The sequence below is a fragment of the Klebsiella sp. M5al genome (assembly GCF_002090195.1).
GTDB classification, from domain to species: Bacteria; Pseudomonadota; Gammaproteobacteria; order Enterobacterales; family Enterobacteriaceae; genus Klebsiella; species Klebsiella grimontii.
Genome location: NZ_CP020657.1, coordinates 2,692,145 through 2,709,914 on the forward strand (window position 1 = coordinate 2,692,145; position 17,770 = coordinate 2,709,914).

14 protein-coding genes and 2 pseudogenes are annotated in these 17,770 nt (G+C 58.9%); 6 read left to right on the forward strand and 10 right to left on the reverse strand.

From position 1 onward, the window contains the following. Positions 1-41 precede the first annotated feature (41 nt). A pseudogene (locus BWI76_RS12920) lies at positions 42-509 on the reverse strand (transcriptional regulator); the annotation flags it as partial. Here BWI76_RS12920 and BWI76_RS28505 point away from each other — a divergent pair. Next, positions 454-651 (forward strand): annotated as a pseudogene (locus tag BWI76_RS28505) (kfra protein); the annotation flags it as partial. The pseudogenes BWI76_RS12920 and BWI76_RS28505 sit on opposite strands and share 56 nt — an antisense overlap. On the opposite strand, the gene BWI76_RS12925 reads toward BWI76_RS28505, so the two are convergent. Genes BWI76_RS12925 through BWI76_RS12935 form a run of 3 tightly spaced genes read right to left on the reverse strand, consistent with a single transcriptional unit; the run spans position 650 to position 3,814 of the window. After that, positions 650-1,573 (reverse strand): HlyD family secretion protein, encoded by a 924-nt coding sequence (locus BWI76_RS12925; RefSeq protein WP_064371719.1) that lies wholly within the window; start codon positions 1,571-1,573, stop codon positions 650-652. The pseudogene BWI76_RS28505 and the gene BWI76_RS12925 sit on opposite strands and share 2 nt — an antisense overlap. Beyond that, positions 1,570-1,785: a DUF1656 domain-containing protein gene (locus tag BWI76_RS12930; protein WP_004121021.1), complete on the reverse strand. Its 216-nt coding sequence runs from the start codon at positions 1,783-1,785 to the stop codon at positions 1,570-1,572. Before BWI76_RS12930 ends, BWI76_RS12925 begins: the two co-directional genes overlap by 4 nt. Beyond that, on the reverse strand, positions 1,775-3,814 hold the full coding sequence (locus BWI76_RS12935; protein WP_064371720.1) for an FUSC family protein: 2,040 nt from the start codon (positions 3,812-3,814) through the stop codon (positions 1,775-1,777). Before BWI76_RS12935 ends, BWI76_RS12930 begins: the two co-directional genes overlap by 11 nt. A gap of 77 nt (positions 3,815-3,891) precedes the next feature. Between BWI76_RS12935 and BWI76_RS12940 the strand changes: the two genes are divergently transcribed. Then, positions 3,892-4,713 (forward strand): AraC family transcriptional regulator, encoded by an 822-nt coding sequence (locus BWI76_RS12940; RefSeq protein ID WP_004139097.1) that lies wholly within the window; start codon positions 3,892-3,894, stop codon positions 4,711-4,713. A 57-nt stretch (positions 4,714-4,770) separates the two neighbouring features. Here the strand turns inward: BWI76_RS12940 and BWI76_RS12945 are convergent, their stop codons facing one another. Next, a complete protein-coding gene (locus BWI76_RS12945; protein ID WP_004139095.1) occupies positions 4,771-5,166 on the reverse strand; it encodes a helix-turn-helix domain-containing protein in 396 nt (131 codons plus the stop codon). Positions 5,167-5,500: 334 nt separating this feature from the next. On the opposite strand from BWI76_RS12945, the gene BWI76_RS12950 reads away from it, so the two are divergent. Next, the gene (locus BWI76_RS12950) at positions 5,501-6,676 is read left to right on the forward strand and encodes an efflux RND transporter periplasmic adaptor subunit (protein ID WP_049086395.1); all 1,176 of its coding nucleotides are present in this window, start codon (positions 5,501-5,503) and stop codon (positions 6,674-6,676) included. 23 nt (positions 6,677-6,699) lie between these two features. Continuing rightward, complete coding sequence (gene oqxB, locus BWI76_RS12955) at positions 6,700-9,852, forward strand: multidrug efflux RND transporter permease subunit OqxB (RefSeq protein WP_064371721.1); 3,153 nt, start codon at positions 6,700-6,702, stop codon at positions 9,850-9,852. Positions 9,853-9,917: 65 nt separating this feature from the next. On the opposite strand, the gene BWI76_RS12960 is transcribed toward oqxB, so the two are convergent. Beyond that, positions 9,918-10,397, reverse strand: a complete 480-nt coding sequence (locus BWI76_RS12960) for an RrF2 family transcriptional regulator (RefSeq protein ID WP_004121015.1) — start codon at positions 10,395-10,397, stop codon at positions 9,918-9,920. A gap of 239 nt (positions 10,398-10,636) precedes the next feature. Then, positions 10,637-11,506: a LysR family transcriptional regulator gene (locus tag BWI76_RS12965; RefSeq protein WP_049131852.1), complete on the reverse strand. Its 870-nt coding sequence runs from the start codon at positions 11,504-11,506 to the stop codon at positions 10,637-10,639. A gap of 111 nt (positions 11,507-11,617) precedes the next feature. Here BWI76_RS12965 and BWI76_RS12970 point away from each other — a divergent pair, with 111 nt between their 5' ends. Then, positions 11,618-13,054, forward strand: coding sequence for an MFS transporter (locus BWI76_RS12970; protein ID WP_004139089.1), 1,437 nt, complete (start codon positions 11,618-11,620; stop codon positions 13,052-13,054). A 54-nt stretch (positions 13,055-13,108) separates the two neighbouring features. On the opposite strand, the gene gap is transcribed toward BWI76_RS12970, so the two are convergent. The 3 genes from gap to BWI76_RS12985 form a co-directional block, all read right to left on the reverse strand. After that, complete coding sequence (gap, locus tag BWI76_RS12975) at positions 13,109-14,119, reverse strand: type I glyceraldehyde-3-phosphate dehydrogenase (protein WP_004139087.1); 1,011 nt, start codon at positions 14,117-14,119, stop codon at positions 13,109-13,111. A gap of 78 nt (positions 14,120-14,197) precedes the next feature. Continuing rightward, entirely contained in the window at positions 14,198-15,178 is a 981-nt protein-coding gene (locus tag BWI76_RS12980; RefSeq protein ID WP_004139086.1) for a GlxA family transcriptional regulator, read from the reverse strand. Positions 15,179-15,373: 195 nt separating this feature from the next. Then, entirely contained in the window at positions 15,374-16,870 is a 1,497-nt protein-coding gene (locus BWI76_RS12985) for a PLP-dependent aminotransferase family protein (RefSeq protein WP_064371722.1), read from the reverse strand. 38 nt (positions 16,871-16,908) lie between these two features. On the opposite strand from BWI76_RS12985, the gene BWI76_RS12990 reads away from it, so the two are divergent. Continuing rightward, the gene (locus tag BWI76_RS12990) at positions 16,909-17,676 is read left to right on the forward strand and encodes an arylamine N-acetyltransferase family protein (RefSeq protein WP_004139077.1); all 768 of its coding nucleotides are present in this window, start codon (positions 16,909-16,911) and stop codon (positions 17,674-17,676) included. The last annotated feature ends 94 nt before the right edge of the window (positions 17,677-17,770 follow it).

Here is a 17,770-nt window from a genome sequence, read left to right on the forward strand (position 1 = left end):
GACCAATCACAGCGGTATCGGTCAGCGCAGGGAACGCGCGCTTAACCGTTCTCCTGGCGGGCATACAGATACGCCGTCGCCCGGGAGATGCCCGGATGCTGGGCCACGGTGTCCATAGACTTACGTACCTCCAGCAGCCCTTCCTGACGTAATGCCTGAATTAAGGCTTTGTGGTCAGCAACGTTGAGCGCTCTGGCCGTGGTCGCGTGCTTTGCCGCATAGCTGTCGATTCGCTAGCGAATGGCTTCGGAACCGGTAGCCGGCTCAAGATGTTCGACCACCGCACTGCTTTCAATCTCCGTGAACTGCGCCAGAGCACGCTGTATTCCCGGAAATAGCGTCATATCCACATTCAGGCACAGGGCGGCGACATATTTATCACTGCTGTCTTTAATGCCGATGGAGGTGCTCTTTACCGGCCGGTCATCCGCAAACTGGTTGGCATAGTTAGCAATAATACTGGGGAAGTCTGGTGACGCAATACGCGCCAGTCCCAGCTCGGTAACCGGCGGCAATCCGACACGTCTCCGCCAGATATGGGACGAATACCAGGTATCACAGAGCACGGTCGTCACTGAACCGGTTGCCTGGCTGCCCGTGGAAGTGACTGAAGAAGTGAAGGCAGCCTCCGCCGCGCTGTCCGAACGCATCATGGGTGGATAGCCTGATCCACGTAGCCCGATCCTCCGCTATGTCCGCCGTCAGGGCTTTCAGGCACAATGGAAACGCTGGCGGATAACCCTGCCACCAGCTCAATCCCCTCTGGTATCTTATCTAGCTGGATACGGACGGGGACACGCTGCGCAAGCCGCACCCAGCTGAAGGTGGGATTGACATCCGGCAGTCCCAGCCCGCCCGTCGCGTCATTGTTATCGTCGATCCCCCGGCCGATACTCTCCACATGCCCGGTAATGAGCGGGTCAAACCCCATCAGCGAAATGCGCGCGGCGCTGCCGATGCGAATATGACGCAGCTTGGTCTCTTCAAAATAGCCCACCACCCAGAAACTGTGCGCATCGACCACGGCGACCTTTGTCTCTCCCGCCGTGGCGTAATCGCCGGGGCGAAGCCGAAGATGCGTGACGTAGCCGGCAACCGATGCGCGCACCGTCGCATGGGATAAATTCAGCTGCGCCAGTTCCAGCGCCGCCAGCGCCCCCTGGTAATTGGCCGCCGCGACGCGCGCTGCGCTGCCTGTTTGCTGGATGTCCTCGCTGGAAATGACCCCTTTGATAAGGGCGCGTCGCCTGGCCGCATCCTGGCGCATCACCATCTCATGACGCTTTGCCTCGACGTCGGCCTGCGCGCTGAGCACTGCCAGCTTTAGCCAGCGCGGGTCGATGGCGTAAAGTACATCGCCACGGTTAACCCACTGATTATCCCGCACCGCCACGCTGCTTACCGGCCCGGAAACGTCCGGCGCAATCTGCACCACATCTGCCCGAACGCGGCCATCGCGCGTCCAGGGCGTCTGCGCATACTGTTTCCAGAAAATAAACGCCACGAAAGCCGCCACCGCCACTGCGATTAACGTCAGCGCGTAACGGCCGAGCAAAGAGAGTAAAGATTTCATGCGAATAACCCCAGTGTGGTCAGGCCCTGCAACAGCAGGAAAAAGGTCACGATATAGGTTGAGACATCAAGCAGCGGGCGTAAGGGCAGGCGGCGGTACAGCCTGCTGACAGAGAAAAGCGGCACGAGTAACAGCGTACAGACCAGGGCAATGAGCGCGGTCAGCAGCAGTCCGGGGATAAAAACCCCTCCGATATTGATGTCATTGATCATGCGTCGGTTCCTCGTTCTGCGTCCGTAACGCGCAGTGCAGATCGACCAGCCTGTCGATAAACTGGCGTGAATGTTCATCCGTCGCGGGCAAGCAGCGCTCCGTCATGGCGGCAATGCGCTTGCGTAAGGCTTCGGTCTCCGTTGTGCGGGTAAGAGGATAAAGCACCTCGTGGATATCGCTGCCGGCGGGCGTTTCGCAGCGGCGCAGGCGCATTACGCAGAGGCCAAGGCGCAGAAAGCGCAGCAGGTGTTCAAGCGCCCGCGCGGATGACCGCCCGCTGCGCGGCAAGCGCGGCAGCAGCAAGGCGGCCCGGTCGATCATCAGATTGGTCCAGTGCGTTTCATCGCCTCTAAACGCGTCGTTCACGCTGCGGCGAATATCGCGTTGGCACAGTTTCAGCAGACGGTTTATCGCCGCGTCCGCCTGCACGGTTTGCAGCAGACTCATGCCGATAACCGCAAAGCCGGTTGCCAAAAACAGGGCGATCGCGGTGTTGGCCGCCTCGGCAAAGTCGCCGCTGTAGCGCGCGCCCAGCTCGCAGAGCACAGGTAGCGTCAGGGTGATCCCCATCGCCATAAAGGTGGTGGGGGGCCGCGCCTGTAGCGATCCGGCAAGCAGATAGGCCGGGGCAAGCACCGCCGCCAGTACGGGGAAGTCGCTGAGCGGAGGAAGCAGGGCGAAGCTATAGAGCAGGCTTATTACGACGCCCCAGAAAGAGCCGATAATGTATTTCACAATATGCGGAGCCGGGGTGTCGAAACTGCCAAACAGCGTGCAGCAAACCCCCAGAATCGACACCGCCGTGCCGCCATCCGGCCAGGCGGAATAAATCCATGCCAGACAGCCGCTCAGGATGATGACAAACGCGCCCAGCGCCGTTCGGGCGGCACTGAGGGGATCGCGATGGAAAACGTACCCTTTCGCCGCACGGTCTTCCGCCTGCATTGTTGCGGGTCTGGCGTGATGGATGGCCTCCGAAAGCCGCCCACACTGCTGCAGGAGGGCAATCGACTCAGCGAGGTAGCGTAAGAAATTCACCTGCAGCGCATCTTCAAAGGTCAGCGCCTGCGCGGCGTACCGCTGCGCTAACCGCGCGCCGCGTTGCTGTAGCGCATCTGCTGCGCTGTTGCATTTTCCGCTATCGTCGCAGGTCAGCCAGGCCTGAACATCATTCAGCAACGTCCGCGTATCAGCGGGCATCAGCGCGATCGCCTGCAAACGATCGCGTAATTCAACATTGACAATGACTAACCGCGCCAGCCGGTCATGGAGCGCTTTCCTGGCCTGGCGGACCGGTACCGAAAGAGCGAAATCATACGGGATGTGGTGGCTGATGCCCTGCAGAAACTGCAGCGCCAGCGCCAGATGCAGCGGTTCTGACTGTGCGTCGGACTTGCCTGCCAGCGTGTCGGCAATCCGCTGCCGCGCGGCCCCAAGCGTCTGCGCTAATTTGCTGTTGAACACCCCTGATATCCGGGTAGGCAGAATGTAGCGGTGAATCAGCGCGGCGCAGACGATACCGATCGCGATCTCCTGTACCCGGATGATGGCGATGTTAAACACCGTGCCTGGGTCGGCGACGGCGGGAAAACCAATCAGGCTTGCGGTGTAACCGGCCAGCACAAAAGCATAGGCGCGAGGCGTGCGTTCAAGCAGGGACAAATAGAGGCAGAAGGTGATCCAGCCTGTCAGCATCACGCTGCATAAAATCGGCGTATTCACAAACGTGGGCACAATCAACACCGTGGCCCCCGCGCCGGCCACGGTACCCGCCAGGCGATAGAGGCTCCTGCTCAGGGAGGCGCCCACCGAGGTTTGCGACACGATATAGACGGTAATGATGGCCCACGAGGGGCGTTCAAGGCCAATCGCCAGGGCGAGGTAATAGGCGAGCATCGCGGCGGCAAAACTCCTGACCGAATAGAGCAGGGCATGGGCGTCGCTTAGCAGCGCGGGTGTGGCCATGCGGCCTGGCCAACGGCTTATCGCGTGCAAAAAATGGCTGTGAGGGGAAGTTAATTTATTCATGGCGGGAATTATTCCCGCTTTGCGTACGTCCTTAAATACCCTATTCTGTCAAAAAATACCTAAATGTTGCCAATGAGATGCCATCCAGACTCGCCCATACCCTGTTTGATCCCGATAGTACGCCGAGCCCGGCCGTCGCGCGGCATATCGATTTCGTTGATTACGCGGCAGAAGTGCCGGTTCATACTCACCGCAAAGGCCAGCTGATCGTGGCCCTGTACGGGGCGGTGATTTGTCGCGCGGAAAATGATATCTGGATAGTGCCGCCAGACTGCGCGGTGTGGATCCCCGGCGGGATCCCGCATAGCGCCAAAGCGACCTGGAATGCGCATCTCAACTATTTGTTTATTGAACCCGGCGCCGCCGCGCTGCCGGAGAAATGCTGCACCCTGGCGATTTCGCCGCTGATTAAAGAGCTCGTCGACCGCTTAACGAATGAGGAGGTTTATTACCCGGCGGAGAGCCACGTCGGCCGATTGATCAGAGTGACGCTCGATGAACTTGCCGCCATGCCGCAGCAGAAATTAAGCCTGCCGGTTTCGGCGCACCCTAAGATCCGCGCCATGGCGGATGCGCTGGTCAGCCACCCAGAGGATCGCAGCACCTTTAAAGTTTGGGCAAAACGGCTGGCGCTCAGCGAGCGCTCATTAGCCCGCCTGATGCTGCGTGAAACCGGGCTGACCTTCGGGCGATGGCGTCAGCAGCTGCATTTGATTATTGCCCTTCGGGAGCTGGCAAGCGGGGTATCGGTGCAAAACGTGGCGGCTAATCTGGGCTATGAGTCGGTCAACGCGTTTATCACTATGTTCAGAAAAACGATGGGCAGCACGCCCGCGCACTACTTTGCCGGTCGAAGAGCGGCAGAGCCCGCAGTGACGCCCATCTTTGATAAGGCGTGAGGCAAAGCTGGCAGTAAGCCGCCAGCCAAAATGTTCGGGGTAGGGACTGCAACGGAGTTAACGCTGCGAGCGTAAACCTTTATCCGATAAGGGCGCTGATTGCTGGCGTAACCCCTGCGTTTGCGCGCAGCCGATGCTGCGACGCCATGCGCCGGGCGCCTGGCCAAACTGACGCTTGAAGCTGCGGTTGAAGGACTGCTGGGAGTCAAAGCCCAGGGCAATCGCCACGTTCAAAATCGGTTCGTCGCTTTGGGCTAAACGCTCAACCGATTTTTGCAGCTTTTGCGCGCGAATATACTCGGCGAGAGGATAGCCGGTATGCTCTTTGAATATCCGCTGCAGGTGCCATTTGGAATAGCCGGCTCGCCTGGAGACGGTGTCAATGTCCAGACGGCTATCAAGATTGTTGTCGATCCAGCCGAGTAAATCGTGAATGAATGCGCCAGTGTTCATCTTGTCTCCTCCACGCAGCGTCTTAAAGAGCATCTTTATCTGTTGCATTTAAAGGTGGCCCGTTTTTGAATTAATTGCAAGTTTTATTGTTGCATTTAAATCCCCGGTGAAAACGCGCCTTTTTCCAGTGCCAGGAATAGCACATAAAGTGCAACAATTATTCTTGCACTAAATTTAGCGCCTTCCTACAATCGCCGCGATAGTGTATTCGCAATTGTTACAGTTTTGTGGCGATGAACGTCACAAATGGCCTTAAGCCAGCCCGGACAAAGGAAGTGGCGCGGCGTCTTCCGCTGCGTCTTGCCCGGCGGCTACCAATACCGGAATAAAAATAATGAGCCTGCAAAAAACCTGGGGTAACTTTCATCTGACTGTGCCGGGCGTGATGTTACTCTCCGCGCTCCTCGTCGGATGCGATGAGGGAGTCGCGCAAAACGCCGCGCCGCAAGCGCCCGCGGTCAGCGCCGCTGACGTGGTCGTTAAATCCATCAGTCAGTGGGATAGCTTTAACGGTCGGATTGAAGCGGTGGAAAGCGTTCAGCTCCGTCCCCGCGTCTCCGGCTACATTGATAAAGTGAATTACACCGACGGTCAGGAGGTGAAAAAGGGCGAGGTGCTGTTCACTATCGATGACAGAACCTATCGCGCCGCGCTGGAACAGGCGCAGGCGACGCTGGCGAGAGCCAAAACCCAGGCCAGCCTGGCGCGAAGCGAGGCTAACCGTACCGATAAATTAGTCAATACCAACCTGGTTTCCCGCGAAGAGTGGGAGCAGCGCCGTGCGGCGGCCACCCAGGCGCAGGCCGACATCCGCGCCGCGCAGGCGGCGGTCGACGCCGCGCAGCTTAACCTGGATTTCACCAAAGTGACCGCGCCTATCGATGGCCGCGCCAGCCGCGCGTTGATCACCAGCGGTAACCTGGTCACCGCCGGCGACAGCGCCAGCGTACTGACCACGCTGGTATCGCAGAAGACGGTTTACGTCTACTTTGACGTGGACGAGTCGACCTACCTTCACTATCAAAATCTCGCCCGCAGCGGGCAGGGCGCGTCGAGCAATCACCTGGCGCTCCCGGTGGAGATTGGCCTTGTTGGCGAAGAGGGCTACCCCCATCAGGGTAAAGTGGATTTTCTGGATAATCAGTTAACGCCGAGCACCGGTACGATCCGGATGCGCGCGCTGCTGGATAACGCCCAGCGTCAGTTCACGCCGGGGCTTTTTGCCCGCGTCCGCCTGCCGGGCAGTGCCGAGTTCAACGCCACGCTTATCGATGACAAAGCGGTGTTGACCGATCAGGATCGTAAATATGTTTATGTCGTTGATAAAGAGGGTAAAGCGCAGCGTCGCGATATTACGCCGGGGCGTCTGGCGGACGGTCTGCGTATCGTGCAGCAGGGGCTGAAACCTGGCGATAAAGTCATCGTCGATGGTTTACAAAAAGTGTTTATGCCGGGGATGCCGGTTAACGCGAAAACCGTGGCCATGACCGCCAGCACCGCCCTTAACTGATCCCTTATCTGAGAATCCGACCCATGGACTTTTCCCGCTTTTTTATCGACAGGCCGATTTTCGCCGCGGTGCTGTCGATTCTGATTTTTATCACCGGATTAATCGCCATCCCGCTGCTGCCGGTCAGCGAATATCCTGACGTCGTGCCGCCCAGCGTGCAGGTGCGCGCGGAGTATCCTGGCGCCAACCCGAAAGTGATCGCTGAGACCGTGGCGACGCCGCTGGAAGAGGCGATCAACGGCGTTGAAAACATGATGTACATGAAATCCGTCGCTGGCTCCGACGGCGTGCTGGTAACCACCGTCACCTTCCGTCCGGGTACCGACCCGGATCAGGCGCAGGTCCAGGTGCAAAACCGGGTATCGCAGGCCGAAGCGCGTCTGCCGGAAGATGTGCGGCGTTTAGGGATTACCACCCAGAAGCAGTCGCCGACGCTGACGCTGGTGGTGCATCTGTTTTCGCCCGGCGGTAAATACGACTCTCTGTATATGCGTAACTACGCCACGCTAAAAGTGAAAGATGAGCTGGCGCGCCTGCCCGGCGTCGGCCAAATTCAGATTTTTGGCTCGGGCGAATACGCGATGCGCGTCTGGCTCGATCCCAATAAAGTGGCGGCGCGCGGGCTGACCGCCTCGGATGTGGTGACGGCGATGCAGGAGCAAAACGTCCAGGTTTCCGCCGGGCAGCTTGGCGCCGAGCCGCTGCCGAAAGAGAGCGATTTCCTGATCTCCATTAACGCCCAGGGGCGCCTGCACACCGAAGAAGAGTTTGGCAATATTATTCTCAAAACGGCGCAGGACGGCTCGCTGGTGCGCCTGCGCGACGTGGCGCGTATCGAAATGGGCTCCGGCAGCTATGCGCTGCGTTCCCAGTTGAACAATAAAGACGCGGTCGGGATTGGTATCTTCCAGTCGCCGGGGGCGAACGCGATCGATCTCTCGAACGCGGTGCGCGCCAAAATGGACGAGCTGTCGAAGCGTTTCCCGCAGGATATGCAATGGGCGGCGCCTTACGATCCGACGGTGTTTGTTCGCGACTCCATTCGCGCGGTCGTGCAAACGCTGCTGGAAGCGGTGGTGCTGGTGGTGCTGGTGGTGATCCTGTTCCTGCAAACCTGGCGCGCGTCGATTATTCCGCTGATCGCGGTGCCGGTCTCGGTGGTGGGGACCTTCAGCATTCTTTATCTGCTGGGCTTCTCGTTGAACACCCTGAGCCTGTTCGGGCTGGTACTGGCTATCGGCATCGTGGTGGATGACGCCATCGTCGTGGTGGAAAACGTCGAGCGAAATATCGAGGAGGGGCTGGCTCCGCTTGCCGCGGCGCATCAGGCGATGCGTGAAGTGTCCGGGCCGATCATCGCCATTGCGCTGGTGCTGTGCGCGGTGTTCGTGCCGATGGCGTTTCTCTCGGGCGTGACCGGTCAGTTCTACAAACAGTTTGCGGTAACGATCGCGATTTCCACGGTGATTTCGGCCATCAACTCGCTGACGCTCTCTCCGGCGCTGGCCGCGCTGCTGTTGAAGCCGCACGGCGCGCCGAAGGACTTCCCGACCCGGCTTATCGATCGTCTGTTCGGCTGGATTTTCCGTCCGTTTAACCGCTTTTTCCACCGCAGCTCGAACGGCTATCAGGGGTTGGTGGGCAAAACGCTTGGACGACGCGGAGCGGTGTTTGCGGTGTATCTGCTGCTGCTCTGCGCCGCGGGCGTCATGTTTAAAATCGTCCCCGGCGGGTTTATTCCGACCCAGGATAAGCTGTACTTAATCGGCGGCGTGAAAATGCCGGAAGGTTCTTCGCTGGCGCGCACCGATGCGGTGATCCGCAAAATGAGCGAAATCGGGATGAATACCGAAGGCGTGGACTATGCGGTCGCGTTCCCGGGGCTCAACGCGCTGCAGTTCACCAACACGCCGAATACCGGGACGGTCTTCTTTGGCCTGAAGCCGTTCGACCAGCGTCATCATTCGGCGGCGGAAATTAACGCCGAGATTAACGCCAAAATCGCGCAAATCCAGCAGGGCTTTGGCTTCTCGATTTTGCCGCCGCCGATTTTAGGACTGGGTCAGGGTTCCGGCTATTCGCTGTATATTCAGGACCGCGCCGGCCTTGGCTACGGCGCGCTGCAAAGCGCGGTGAACGCGATGTCCGGTACGATTATGCAGAAGCCGGGGATGCATTTCCCGATCTCAACCTACCAGGCTAACGTTCCGCAGCTGGATGTGCAGGTCGACAGGGATAAGGCGAAAGCGCAGGGCGTGTCGCTGACCGATCTGTTCGGTACGCTGCAAACCTATCTGGGCTCCTCTTATGTCAATGACTTTAACCAGTTCGGGCGTACCTGGCGCGTGATGGCGCAGGCCGACGGGCCGTTCCGCGAAAGCGTGGAAGATATTGCCAATTTGCGCACCCGCAATAATCAGGGCGAAATGGTGCCGATCGGCAGTATGGTGAATATCAGCACCACCTACGGACCGGACCCGGTGATTCGCTACAATGGTTATCCGGCGGCGGATCTGATCGGCGACGCCGACCCTCGCGTACTTTCTTCCTCGCAGGCGATGACGCAGCTTGACGAGATGTCTAAACAGATACTGCCGAACGGGATGAATATTGAATGGACGGACCTGAGCTTCCAGCAGGCCACCCAGGGCAATACGGCGCTGATCGTCTTCCCGGTGGCGGTACTGCTGGCATTCCTGGTGCTGGCGGCGCTGTATGAAAGCTGGACGCTGCCGCTGGCGGTGATCCTTATCGTACCGATGACGATGCTCTCCGCGCTGTTTGGCGTCTGGCTGACCGGCGGCGATAACAACGTGTTCGTGCAGGTGGGGCTGGTGGTGCTGATGGGGCTGGCCTGTAAAAACGCGATTCTGATCGTCGAGTTTGCCCGCGAGCTGGAAATGCAGGGGAAAGGGATCATGGAAGCGGCGCTGGAAGCGTGCCGTCTGCGTTTACGCCCGATCGTGATGACCTCCATCGCCTTTATCGCCGGGACCATCCCGCTGATCCTCGGCCACGGCGCGGGCGCGGAGGTCCGCGGCGTCACCGGGATCACGGTGTTCTCGGGGATGCTGGGCGTGACGCTGTTTGGTCTGTTCCTGACCCCGGTGTTCTATGTGACGCTGCGTAAATTCGTCACACGCGGCAAAGCGGTAAAGGACGTTTCGCCAGCGTAGGGAGCGGCAGATAACAAAAAACCGCCTTCACAGTGAAGGCGGTTTTTTTTTGCGCTGAAGGAAAATTAATGAGCTTCTTTATACTTGGCGATAAGTTCAGGCACCGGATCGCACCCGCTGGTATCGGCTTTTTTCACTTCTTCCAGCGCGCTTGCCACGGTGTGGCGCGCCAGTACCTGTAGTGAAGCCTGCTCCGCTTCATCGGCGATAGATTTGAAGTACCAGCATGCGTTCGCGCTGACCACGCAGCGGGCAGGGACGTCAGGACGCGACGCCCACAGCTTTTTATCTTCGATGACGGAGACGTAGATATCGCGCAGGGTGATCTCTTCCGCCGGGCGGCCAAGATGAATAGAGCCGTTGCGGCCAAGGGTAGAGACGATAATGCCGTCACGGGTGAGAGGAACCATGAGTTTGCGGATAAAGCTCGGGTTCGCTTCCAGACCGTAGGCCAGAATCGCACTCGTTGAGCGTTCACCCAACTGCTCCGCCATTGCTACGCTGAGAACCATCTGCAAAGCTGTCGGGAAGCGGTAATCTAACATTTTCTTATCCTGGGTAGCGGTGAATCTTGTTCTTTTTGGCACCGCAGAGGTGAGTAAGCAATAAACAAACAATATACCAAATACGGTAATTTTTTTGAAGCAATCTGCGCTATGCCTGCGACTTAAAAAAGCGTTTCCGACCTGTACTGGAGGTTGGCGTCGCCTCCTTCCTGTCCCGGCCAAGGCGGTAAATAATGAAGAGGGAAGAGGGGTATGATGCGAACCGAACGTGGTGCTGTTCAGGTGCCGGCCGCAACAGGATCGGCAAGCATGGCATCGACAATATCCAGCATTGCCCGCAGGCGATCCATATGTCGGAGATCAGAGTGATACCCGACCCATATATCTTTAGATGGCGGTGGCGTCGGCGTGCCAATGCGCTGCAATCCGGAGAGGGCATCGCCAAGAGGCTGCGGTAGCACGGCCATCCCCATTCCCCGCTGACACATCTGCGCCTGAACGGCCCGACTGGTACTGGTGAACACCCGCCGCGACAGGGGGAAGCCGTCAAGCAGCCAGGCAACATCAGAAAAGTGAGATTGTGCCGTATTCATCAAAATAAGCCCCACGGCGGCCGGATCGTGCTGCACCGTCTGCGCGGTTTCCGCTGTTCCATACAGCGCATAGGGCATACTCATCAGGCGGCGCTGGACAATATCCGGTTCGGTAAACGGGACGATGCGAAACGCGATGTCGGCATCGCGGCGCGACAAATTGAGCAAGCGGTAGCTTGCAATGACTTCCGGCACAATGGCCGGGTGGCGGCGCGTCAGTTCGACAAGCACCGGGGCCAGAACATAGTTAGCGAACCATTCTGCTGAAGATATCCTTAATATCCCTTCAAGACGTTCATGATTCCCCGCCAGGCGTCGTTCCATTGCCAGCGCGGAGTTTTCCATCGCCTCAGCCAGCTTAAGAACTCTGTCGCCGGCGTCCGTTAGCACCAGACCCTCCCTTGTACGGCGGAACAGCGCCTGCTGGGCTTCATCTTCCAGCGCTTTTATCCTGCGTCCTACCGTCGGATGACTCACGCCAAGGCTTCGCGCTGCCTCACCGAAGGAGCCTTGACGAAGGACTGCAAGAAATACCCGGACGTCTCCCCATTCCATTTCATGGTCTCACCGTTCAAAAATGAACATCAAATATACAAAAGTGTCAGTTCCAAAACAACTTTGTAGGTATCACTATTGCCTCCTCGACCTAACCCTATGGAGTGTTCTATGTCGACCCATCGCATCACGCAAGCTGAGCCGCGCCGCTGGGCCATGTTCGTCATTTTGCTGGTCGGCGCGTTTTTGCCGCCGCTCGATTTTTTTATCGTCAATGTTGCGCTGCCTGCCATCCAGAGCGAGCTGGGCGCCTCTTTCTCCGCCGAACAGCTGGTCATTTCATCCTATGCGGCTGTGTATGCTGTCACCCTCATTACCGGAGGCCGCCTGGGCGATATTTATGGCCGCGGCAGGATGTTTTTCCTTGGGCTTATCGGTTTTGCTGCTGCATCGTTATTGTGCGGTTTAGCCTGGTCACCGTGGGTGCTGATTATCGGACGCATTTTACAGGGTGCCACGGCTGCGATTATGGCCCCCCAGGCGCTGGCTTCCGTGCAGGCCATTTTCCCGGAAGCGGAAAAACCGTTCGCGCTGAGTCTGTATGGCGCAGTGTTTGGCCTGGCCTCCGTTATCGGCCAGGTATCAGGCGGCATTCTGATCTCAGCGAACCTGTTTGGCCTGGGATGGCGGACTATTTTTCTCGTTAACCTGCCGGTGGCGCTGCTGGTCATCCTCTTTGGCGTGCCGCTGCTGAAAGAGACGCGGGCGCAATCTGCACAGCGGCTGGACCCCGTCGGCACGCTGCTGACAACCGTGATGCTGAGCGCGGTGATTGTGCCGTTGACTGAAGGCCGAGAGGCAGGGTGGCCGTGGTGGACGTGGCTGTCATTGCTTGCTTTCCCACTGCTGGCCCGATTGTTATGGCGCTATGAGGATCGGCTTAGCCAGCATGGCGGTTCGCCGCTACTTAATCCTGCCGTGTTGCGCGCGCCGGGACTGGGCCAGGGACTGGCGATCGTATTGCTGTTTTATTCCATCGGCGCCTTCTTTCTTTTATTTTCCATTTATCTACAAGGCGCGTTGCATTTGAACGCCCTGACCGCGGGCCTGATTTTTCTGCCCTTTGGCGTCGGCTTTCTGATCGGACCGTTGCTGACGCCTTATCTCAGGCGCTTGGTTGGCAATTACCTGAGCGCAATCGGGATGGGATGCGAGACCTTAGGGCTGGCAGGTCTTGCAGGGGTCATTGCCAATACGCCGACGGGCAGTTCTCCCGCCGCGTTGCCGCTCGCCCTATTGCTTTTTGTTACCGGTCTCGGCCAGGGGCTGGCGATGCCAACGCTGGTCAGAATGGTAACCGGCCGCGTTGCGCCGGCGTTTTCGGGAATGATTGCCGGCGTGACCAGCTCGGCGCTGCAGCTCAGCACGGCGCTGAGCGTCGCGGTGATTGGCGGCCTTTTTTACAGCATGTTGGACAACGGGAAAAGCGCGGCGAATATCACCCAGGCTTTTATCGTCGCGCTGGCGGCGATGTCGCTCTGCCTTGCCGCGGGCGCCGGGTTAAGTTTCCGCCTTCTCCGGCGCTCTTCGGAATGGGACCGGCGATAGCGCTAAAAAATCCACGCCGGGCGTGGATTTTAGAGGGGACGTGTGGGCAAGGAGCTAGCCTTCACGCTTTGCCATCAGCAGCGAAAGGTCGACGAGGCGATTGGAGAATCCCCACTCATTGTCGTACCACGCCAGAATTTTGACCATATTGCCGCCAATCACCAGCGTTGACAGACCATCGATAATGGAGGAACGCGGATCGCCCCGGTAGTCGCTTGAGACCAGCGGCTCATCGCTATAGCCGAGGATACCTTTCAGCGGCCCCGTCGCGGCGGCTTCACGAAACGCGTTATTGACCTCTTCAGCCGTGACATCCCGCTCGAGCGTTACGGTCAGATCGACAATCGACACCACCGGAACCGGTACGCGCAGCGAGTAACCGGTTAAGCGGCCGTCCAGCTCAGGGATAACTTTGCCAAGCGCCTTCGCGGCACCGCTGGAGTAGGGCACAATCGACAGAGCGGCGGCGCGGGCGCCACGGAGATCTTTTTCCGGCTGGTCGTGCAGCGCCTGGCTGTTGGTGTAGGCGTGGGTGGTGTTCATCAGGCCATGTTTAATACCGAAATGCTGGTGCAGCACCTGCGCGGCAGGCGCCAGGCCGTTGGTGGTGCAGCTACCGTTGCTGACCACGTAGTGCTTATCCGGTGAATAGAGGCCATCGTTAACACCCATCACGATGGTTAAATCCTCATTTTTACCGGGAGCGGAGATAATCACGCGCCTGGCGCCACCGCTGTGGATGTGTACCGCCGCCTTGTCGCGGTCAGTAAAGAAGCCTGTGGCCTCAATGACAATATCCACCTCGCTCTGACGCCACGGGATGCTCGCTGGGTCGCGTTCGCTGAAGACGGTAATGGTTTTTCCGTCAACCACAAGCTGCCCCTCACCGGCGGTGACGTCGGCGTCGAGTTTACCGAGCAGCGAGTCGTATTTCAGCAGATGGGCCAGCGTTTTACTGTCGGTCAGATCGTTGATGGCCACAATCTGAATCTCCGGGTTACCCTGGGCAGCACGCAGTACGTTGCGACCGATACGGCCAAAACCATTAATACCGACCTTTACCATGATCAACTCCTTAGTTGTTGTCTCTGAAGTTAATGTAGGCCGGTCGCTGGTTGGCGTAAATGACGGAAAAGGATCACTTTACGCCATTTTACGGCAATGAAAACGCTGGCGGTATTCACCCGGCGTCAGGTGAAGCTGTTTTTCAAACTGCCGTCGCAGGTTAATGCTGCTGCCAAATCCCGTTTGTTCGGCGATACGATCCAGCGTCTCGGCTGTCTGCTCCAGACGCTGCCGGGCCGCGGCCAGGCGGGCTTCGGCGACGTAGCGCGCCGGCGACGCGCCGGTTTCCCGGGTAAATACGCGGGTGAAATTACGTGGGCTCATGGCCACTTTTTCCGCCAGTTTTTCCACACAGAGGTCGGCGGTGAGGTTCTCAAGCACCCAGGCCAGCAGATCGTTTATGGGGCCCAGGGTACTGGTCTGCTGTAGGTTGTAGCGGCTAAACTGCAGCTGGCCTCCGGGACGGCGCAGGTACATGACGAAGTCCTGGGCGATATCGCGCGCCAGGCTGAAGCCGTAGTCCTCCTCAACCAGCGCTAGCGTCAGGTCAAAGCCGGAACTGACCCCGCCGGAGGTCCAGATATGCTCGTCCTGAATATAGAGCGGGCCGCCTTCCACGCGCACCTGAGGGAATTCCGCCTGCAGGGTTTCCAGCAGCTTCCAGTGGGTAGTGGCGCGTCTGCCGTCCAATAACCCGGTTTGCGCCAGCAGCATCGCGCCGCCGCATATGGACGCAATGCGGCGGGCATGGGGAGCAGCCAGCCGCAGCCAGTCAACGACCGCGATCCCTTCCTGCGGGTTTTGGCCTCTGCCGGTAATCATGATGGTATCAAGCGGCTCGCGGGGGTCTATCTCATGCAGGCGATGATCGGCCAGCAGATTTAAACCGGACTGACCATGGATCACCTGATGCGGCTGGGTTGTCGCGAGCTGCACCTGGTAACCGTTGCCCTTAGCGCCTTCCGGGTGCAGGCGGTTAGCCTGCATCAGAATGTCGGCAATACCGGCGGATTCAAACAGCATGCCGCCATCGGGGACAATAATAAGTATCTTCTTCATGTCCTGAAAAGTAATCTTTTTACAGAATAAGTCAACAGAACCGATTGGCCAGGGCGAAGGGCGTTGACCAGAGGCTTGCTCAGCCAGAGAGCGGCAGGGCGCCGGGAAAACCCGGGGGAAATATCGCCATGAATAGCATACAGCCAGCCAGATGCTCGCCTGTCAGCGTTGATAATTCGACGGAAATGTCCGGCGTCAACGGCCCCCGACCAGTTCATGGCATAAGCTACCGAGCTGCTCCACGGCCTGCAAAAGCGCGGACGTGGGTTCGTTCGCACCGTTCAGGCGCAGGTAGTTTTGCAGTTCAGCTGCGCCCGGGGAAAACAGCGGCCCCGGACTGACGCCAATACCCAGGGCGAGGGCGCGACGATGGACTTCCAGGGCGTCGATCCCGGACGGCAGTTTGACCCAAATCAGAAAGCCGGCTTCGGGCGCCGCTACGCGCGTGCCCGGTGGGAAGCAGGCGTCAACCCTGGCGATAATGGCCCGCATACCTTCCGCAATCCGCAGCTTCAGGTGCCGCAGGTGCCGGTCATAATTTCCGCTGGCGAGGATCTCGTTCGCCGCGGCCTCTATCAGCGGCGCGCCCGCCCATTCCCCGGCCATGCGGGCCTGCAACACTGCCGGGTAATAGCGTCCGGCGGCAATCCAGCCAATTCGCCAGCCCGGCGCCAGGGTTTTCGACAGAGAACTGCAATAAATCACATTTCCGCCCTTGTCGAAGGCTTTACACGCGGGCGGACGCTGCGCGCCACCGGCCAGATCGCCGTAGACATCGTCCTCAATTAAAGGGATGCCCTGATCGGCAAGCAGGGCCACCAGCGCCTGCTTACGCGCGACGGGCATGCTGGCGCCCAGCGGATTTTGCACCGTGGGTGAGGCCAGAACGGCTGCCGGACGGTGGTGCTTAATGGCCTCTTTAAGCGGCGGCAGTAATAACCCTTTAATCGGGTCCGTGGGGATCTGTAACGCCTTCAGCCCCAGATCTTCCAGCAGCAGAAGCGTGCCGAAATAGGCGGGCTGCTCAATCGCCACCGCATCGCCCGGCTGGCATACCGCGCGGAGCGCCAGGCGTAGCGCCTGGGTTGCGCCTGCGGTGATGATAAGGTCATCGGCGCCAAAAAGGGCGCCCCACTGCGCCGCGCGGGCGGCAATCTTTCTGCGCAGGTCCGCTCTTCCCGGGGGCAGGCTGTAGCTCTGCCCGCGCGCATCAAGCCGACGACCGGCAGTGTGCAACGCCCGCTGCAAAGCCTCGACGGGAAGCCAGGCGGGATCGGGTAGCGCGGCGCCAAGCGGCACCAGACGCGCTTCAGCGCTACCGAACAACGAGCGGGCGATGGCGGACATGGTCACCGGCACCGGGCCGGATAAAGATGCTGCGCGCTGTCCGTCTTTGGCGGTGTTTATCTGGCGGACAAAGTAGCCTGAACGCGGTCGGGCGACGATCAGCCCCTCCGCCTCAAGATGACGCAGGGCTTCCAGCGCCGTGGGAAGGCTGACCTGCTCGCGCTCGGCCAGTTTGCGCGCGGAGATAATGCGATCGCCTGCCCGCAAAGCGCCTGAAGTAAGCGTCAGCCGCAGCATATCGGCTATTCGGCGGTAGTGGGGAATCGGCGGGAGAGGGTCGGACATCGTCATCTGTATAGTCTGATTTTTGATAAATCTGACTATACAGGCGTTGCGGGGCGCCATCTATAGTGGGCTCAACACAATCCAGCCAAGGAAATAACATGCACAGCGACAGTTTTGACCTTTCCCTTTACTTCCGCCGCATAGGCTATAGCGGGCCTGCGGCTGCCGATACCGCGACGCTGCACGCGCTCATGCGCCACCAGCTCTTTTCGATCCCCTTCGAGAACCTGGACGTACAGGCAGGTAAAATCGTTTCGATGGAGCCCGATGATATTGCCAACAAGCTCTTACGGCAGAGACGGGGCGGCTACTGCTATGAACTCAACGGGCTGTTTACGATGGCGCTGGAAGCGCTGGGTATTGCCTGGAGGTTTGTCGCGGCGCGGCCCATGTTCTATCCTGCGCGCAGGCCTAAAACCCATATGGCGGTGGTCGCGGAAGTTGATGGCCGTCAGTGGCTTTGCGACCTTGGCTTTGGGAGCTACGGTATCCGCGCGCCGCTGGCCCTGGACGAACTTGATACGGACATCATCCAGGATTTTGATACGTTCCGGCTTACGCGTGATGCGAACGGAAGCTATCTGCTGCAGGCGAGGGTTGAGGGAAGCTGGGCCAATCAATACGGTTTTGACCTGTCACCTCAGGAGTGGATTGATTTTGTTCCGGCCAATTTTCTTAACTCCACGCATCCCGATGCGGTCTTTGTACAAAAGCTGCTGGTGATACAGCATCAGCCCGAGGGGCGTTTTATTCTGCTCGGCAATATGCTTAAGAGTATTACCGCCGACCGCGTAGAGAAGCAGTGGCTGACAGAAGATGAAATAGCGCATGCGCTTGAGAACCGCTTTGCTTTGTCTGCTCGCTAATTAGGCAAAAGGGCGAGCTAGCCCACGGCGAGACGAATACGAAGCCGATATACCGGGGAAGGGAAGCAAACCTTCCCCGTGTTCCTTTTGCTCA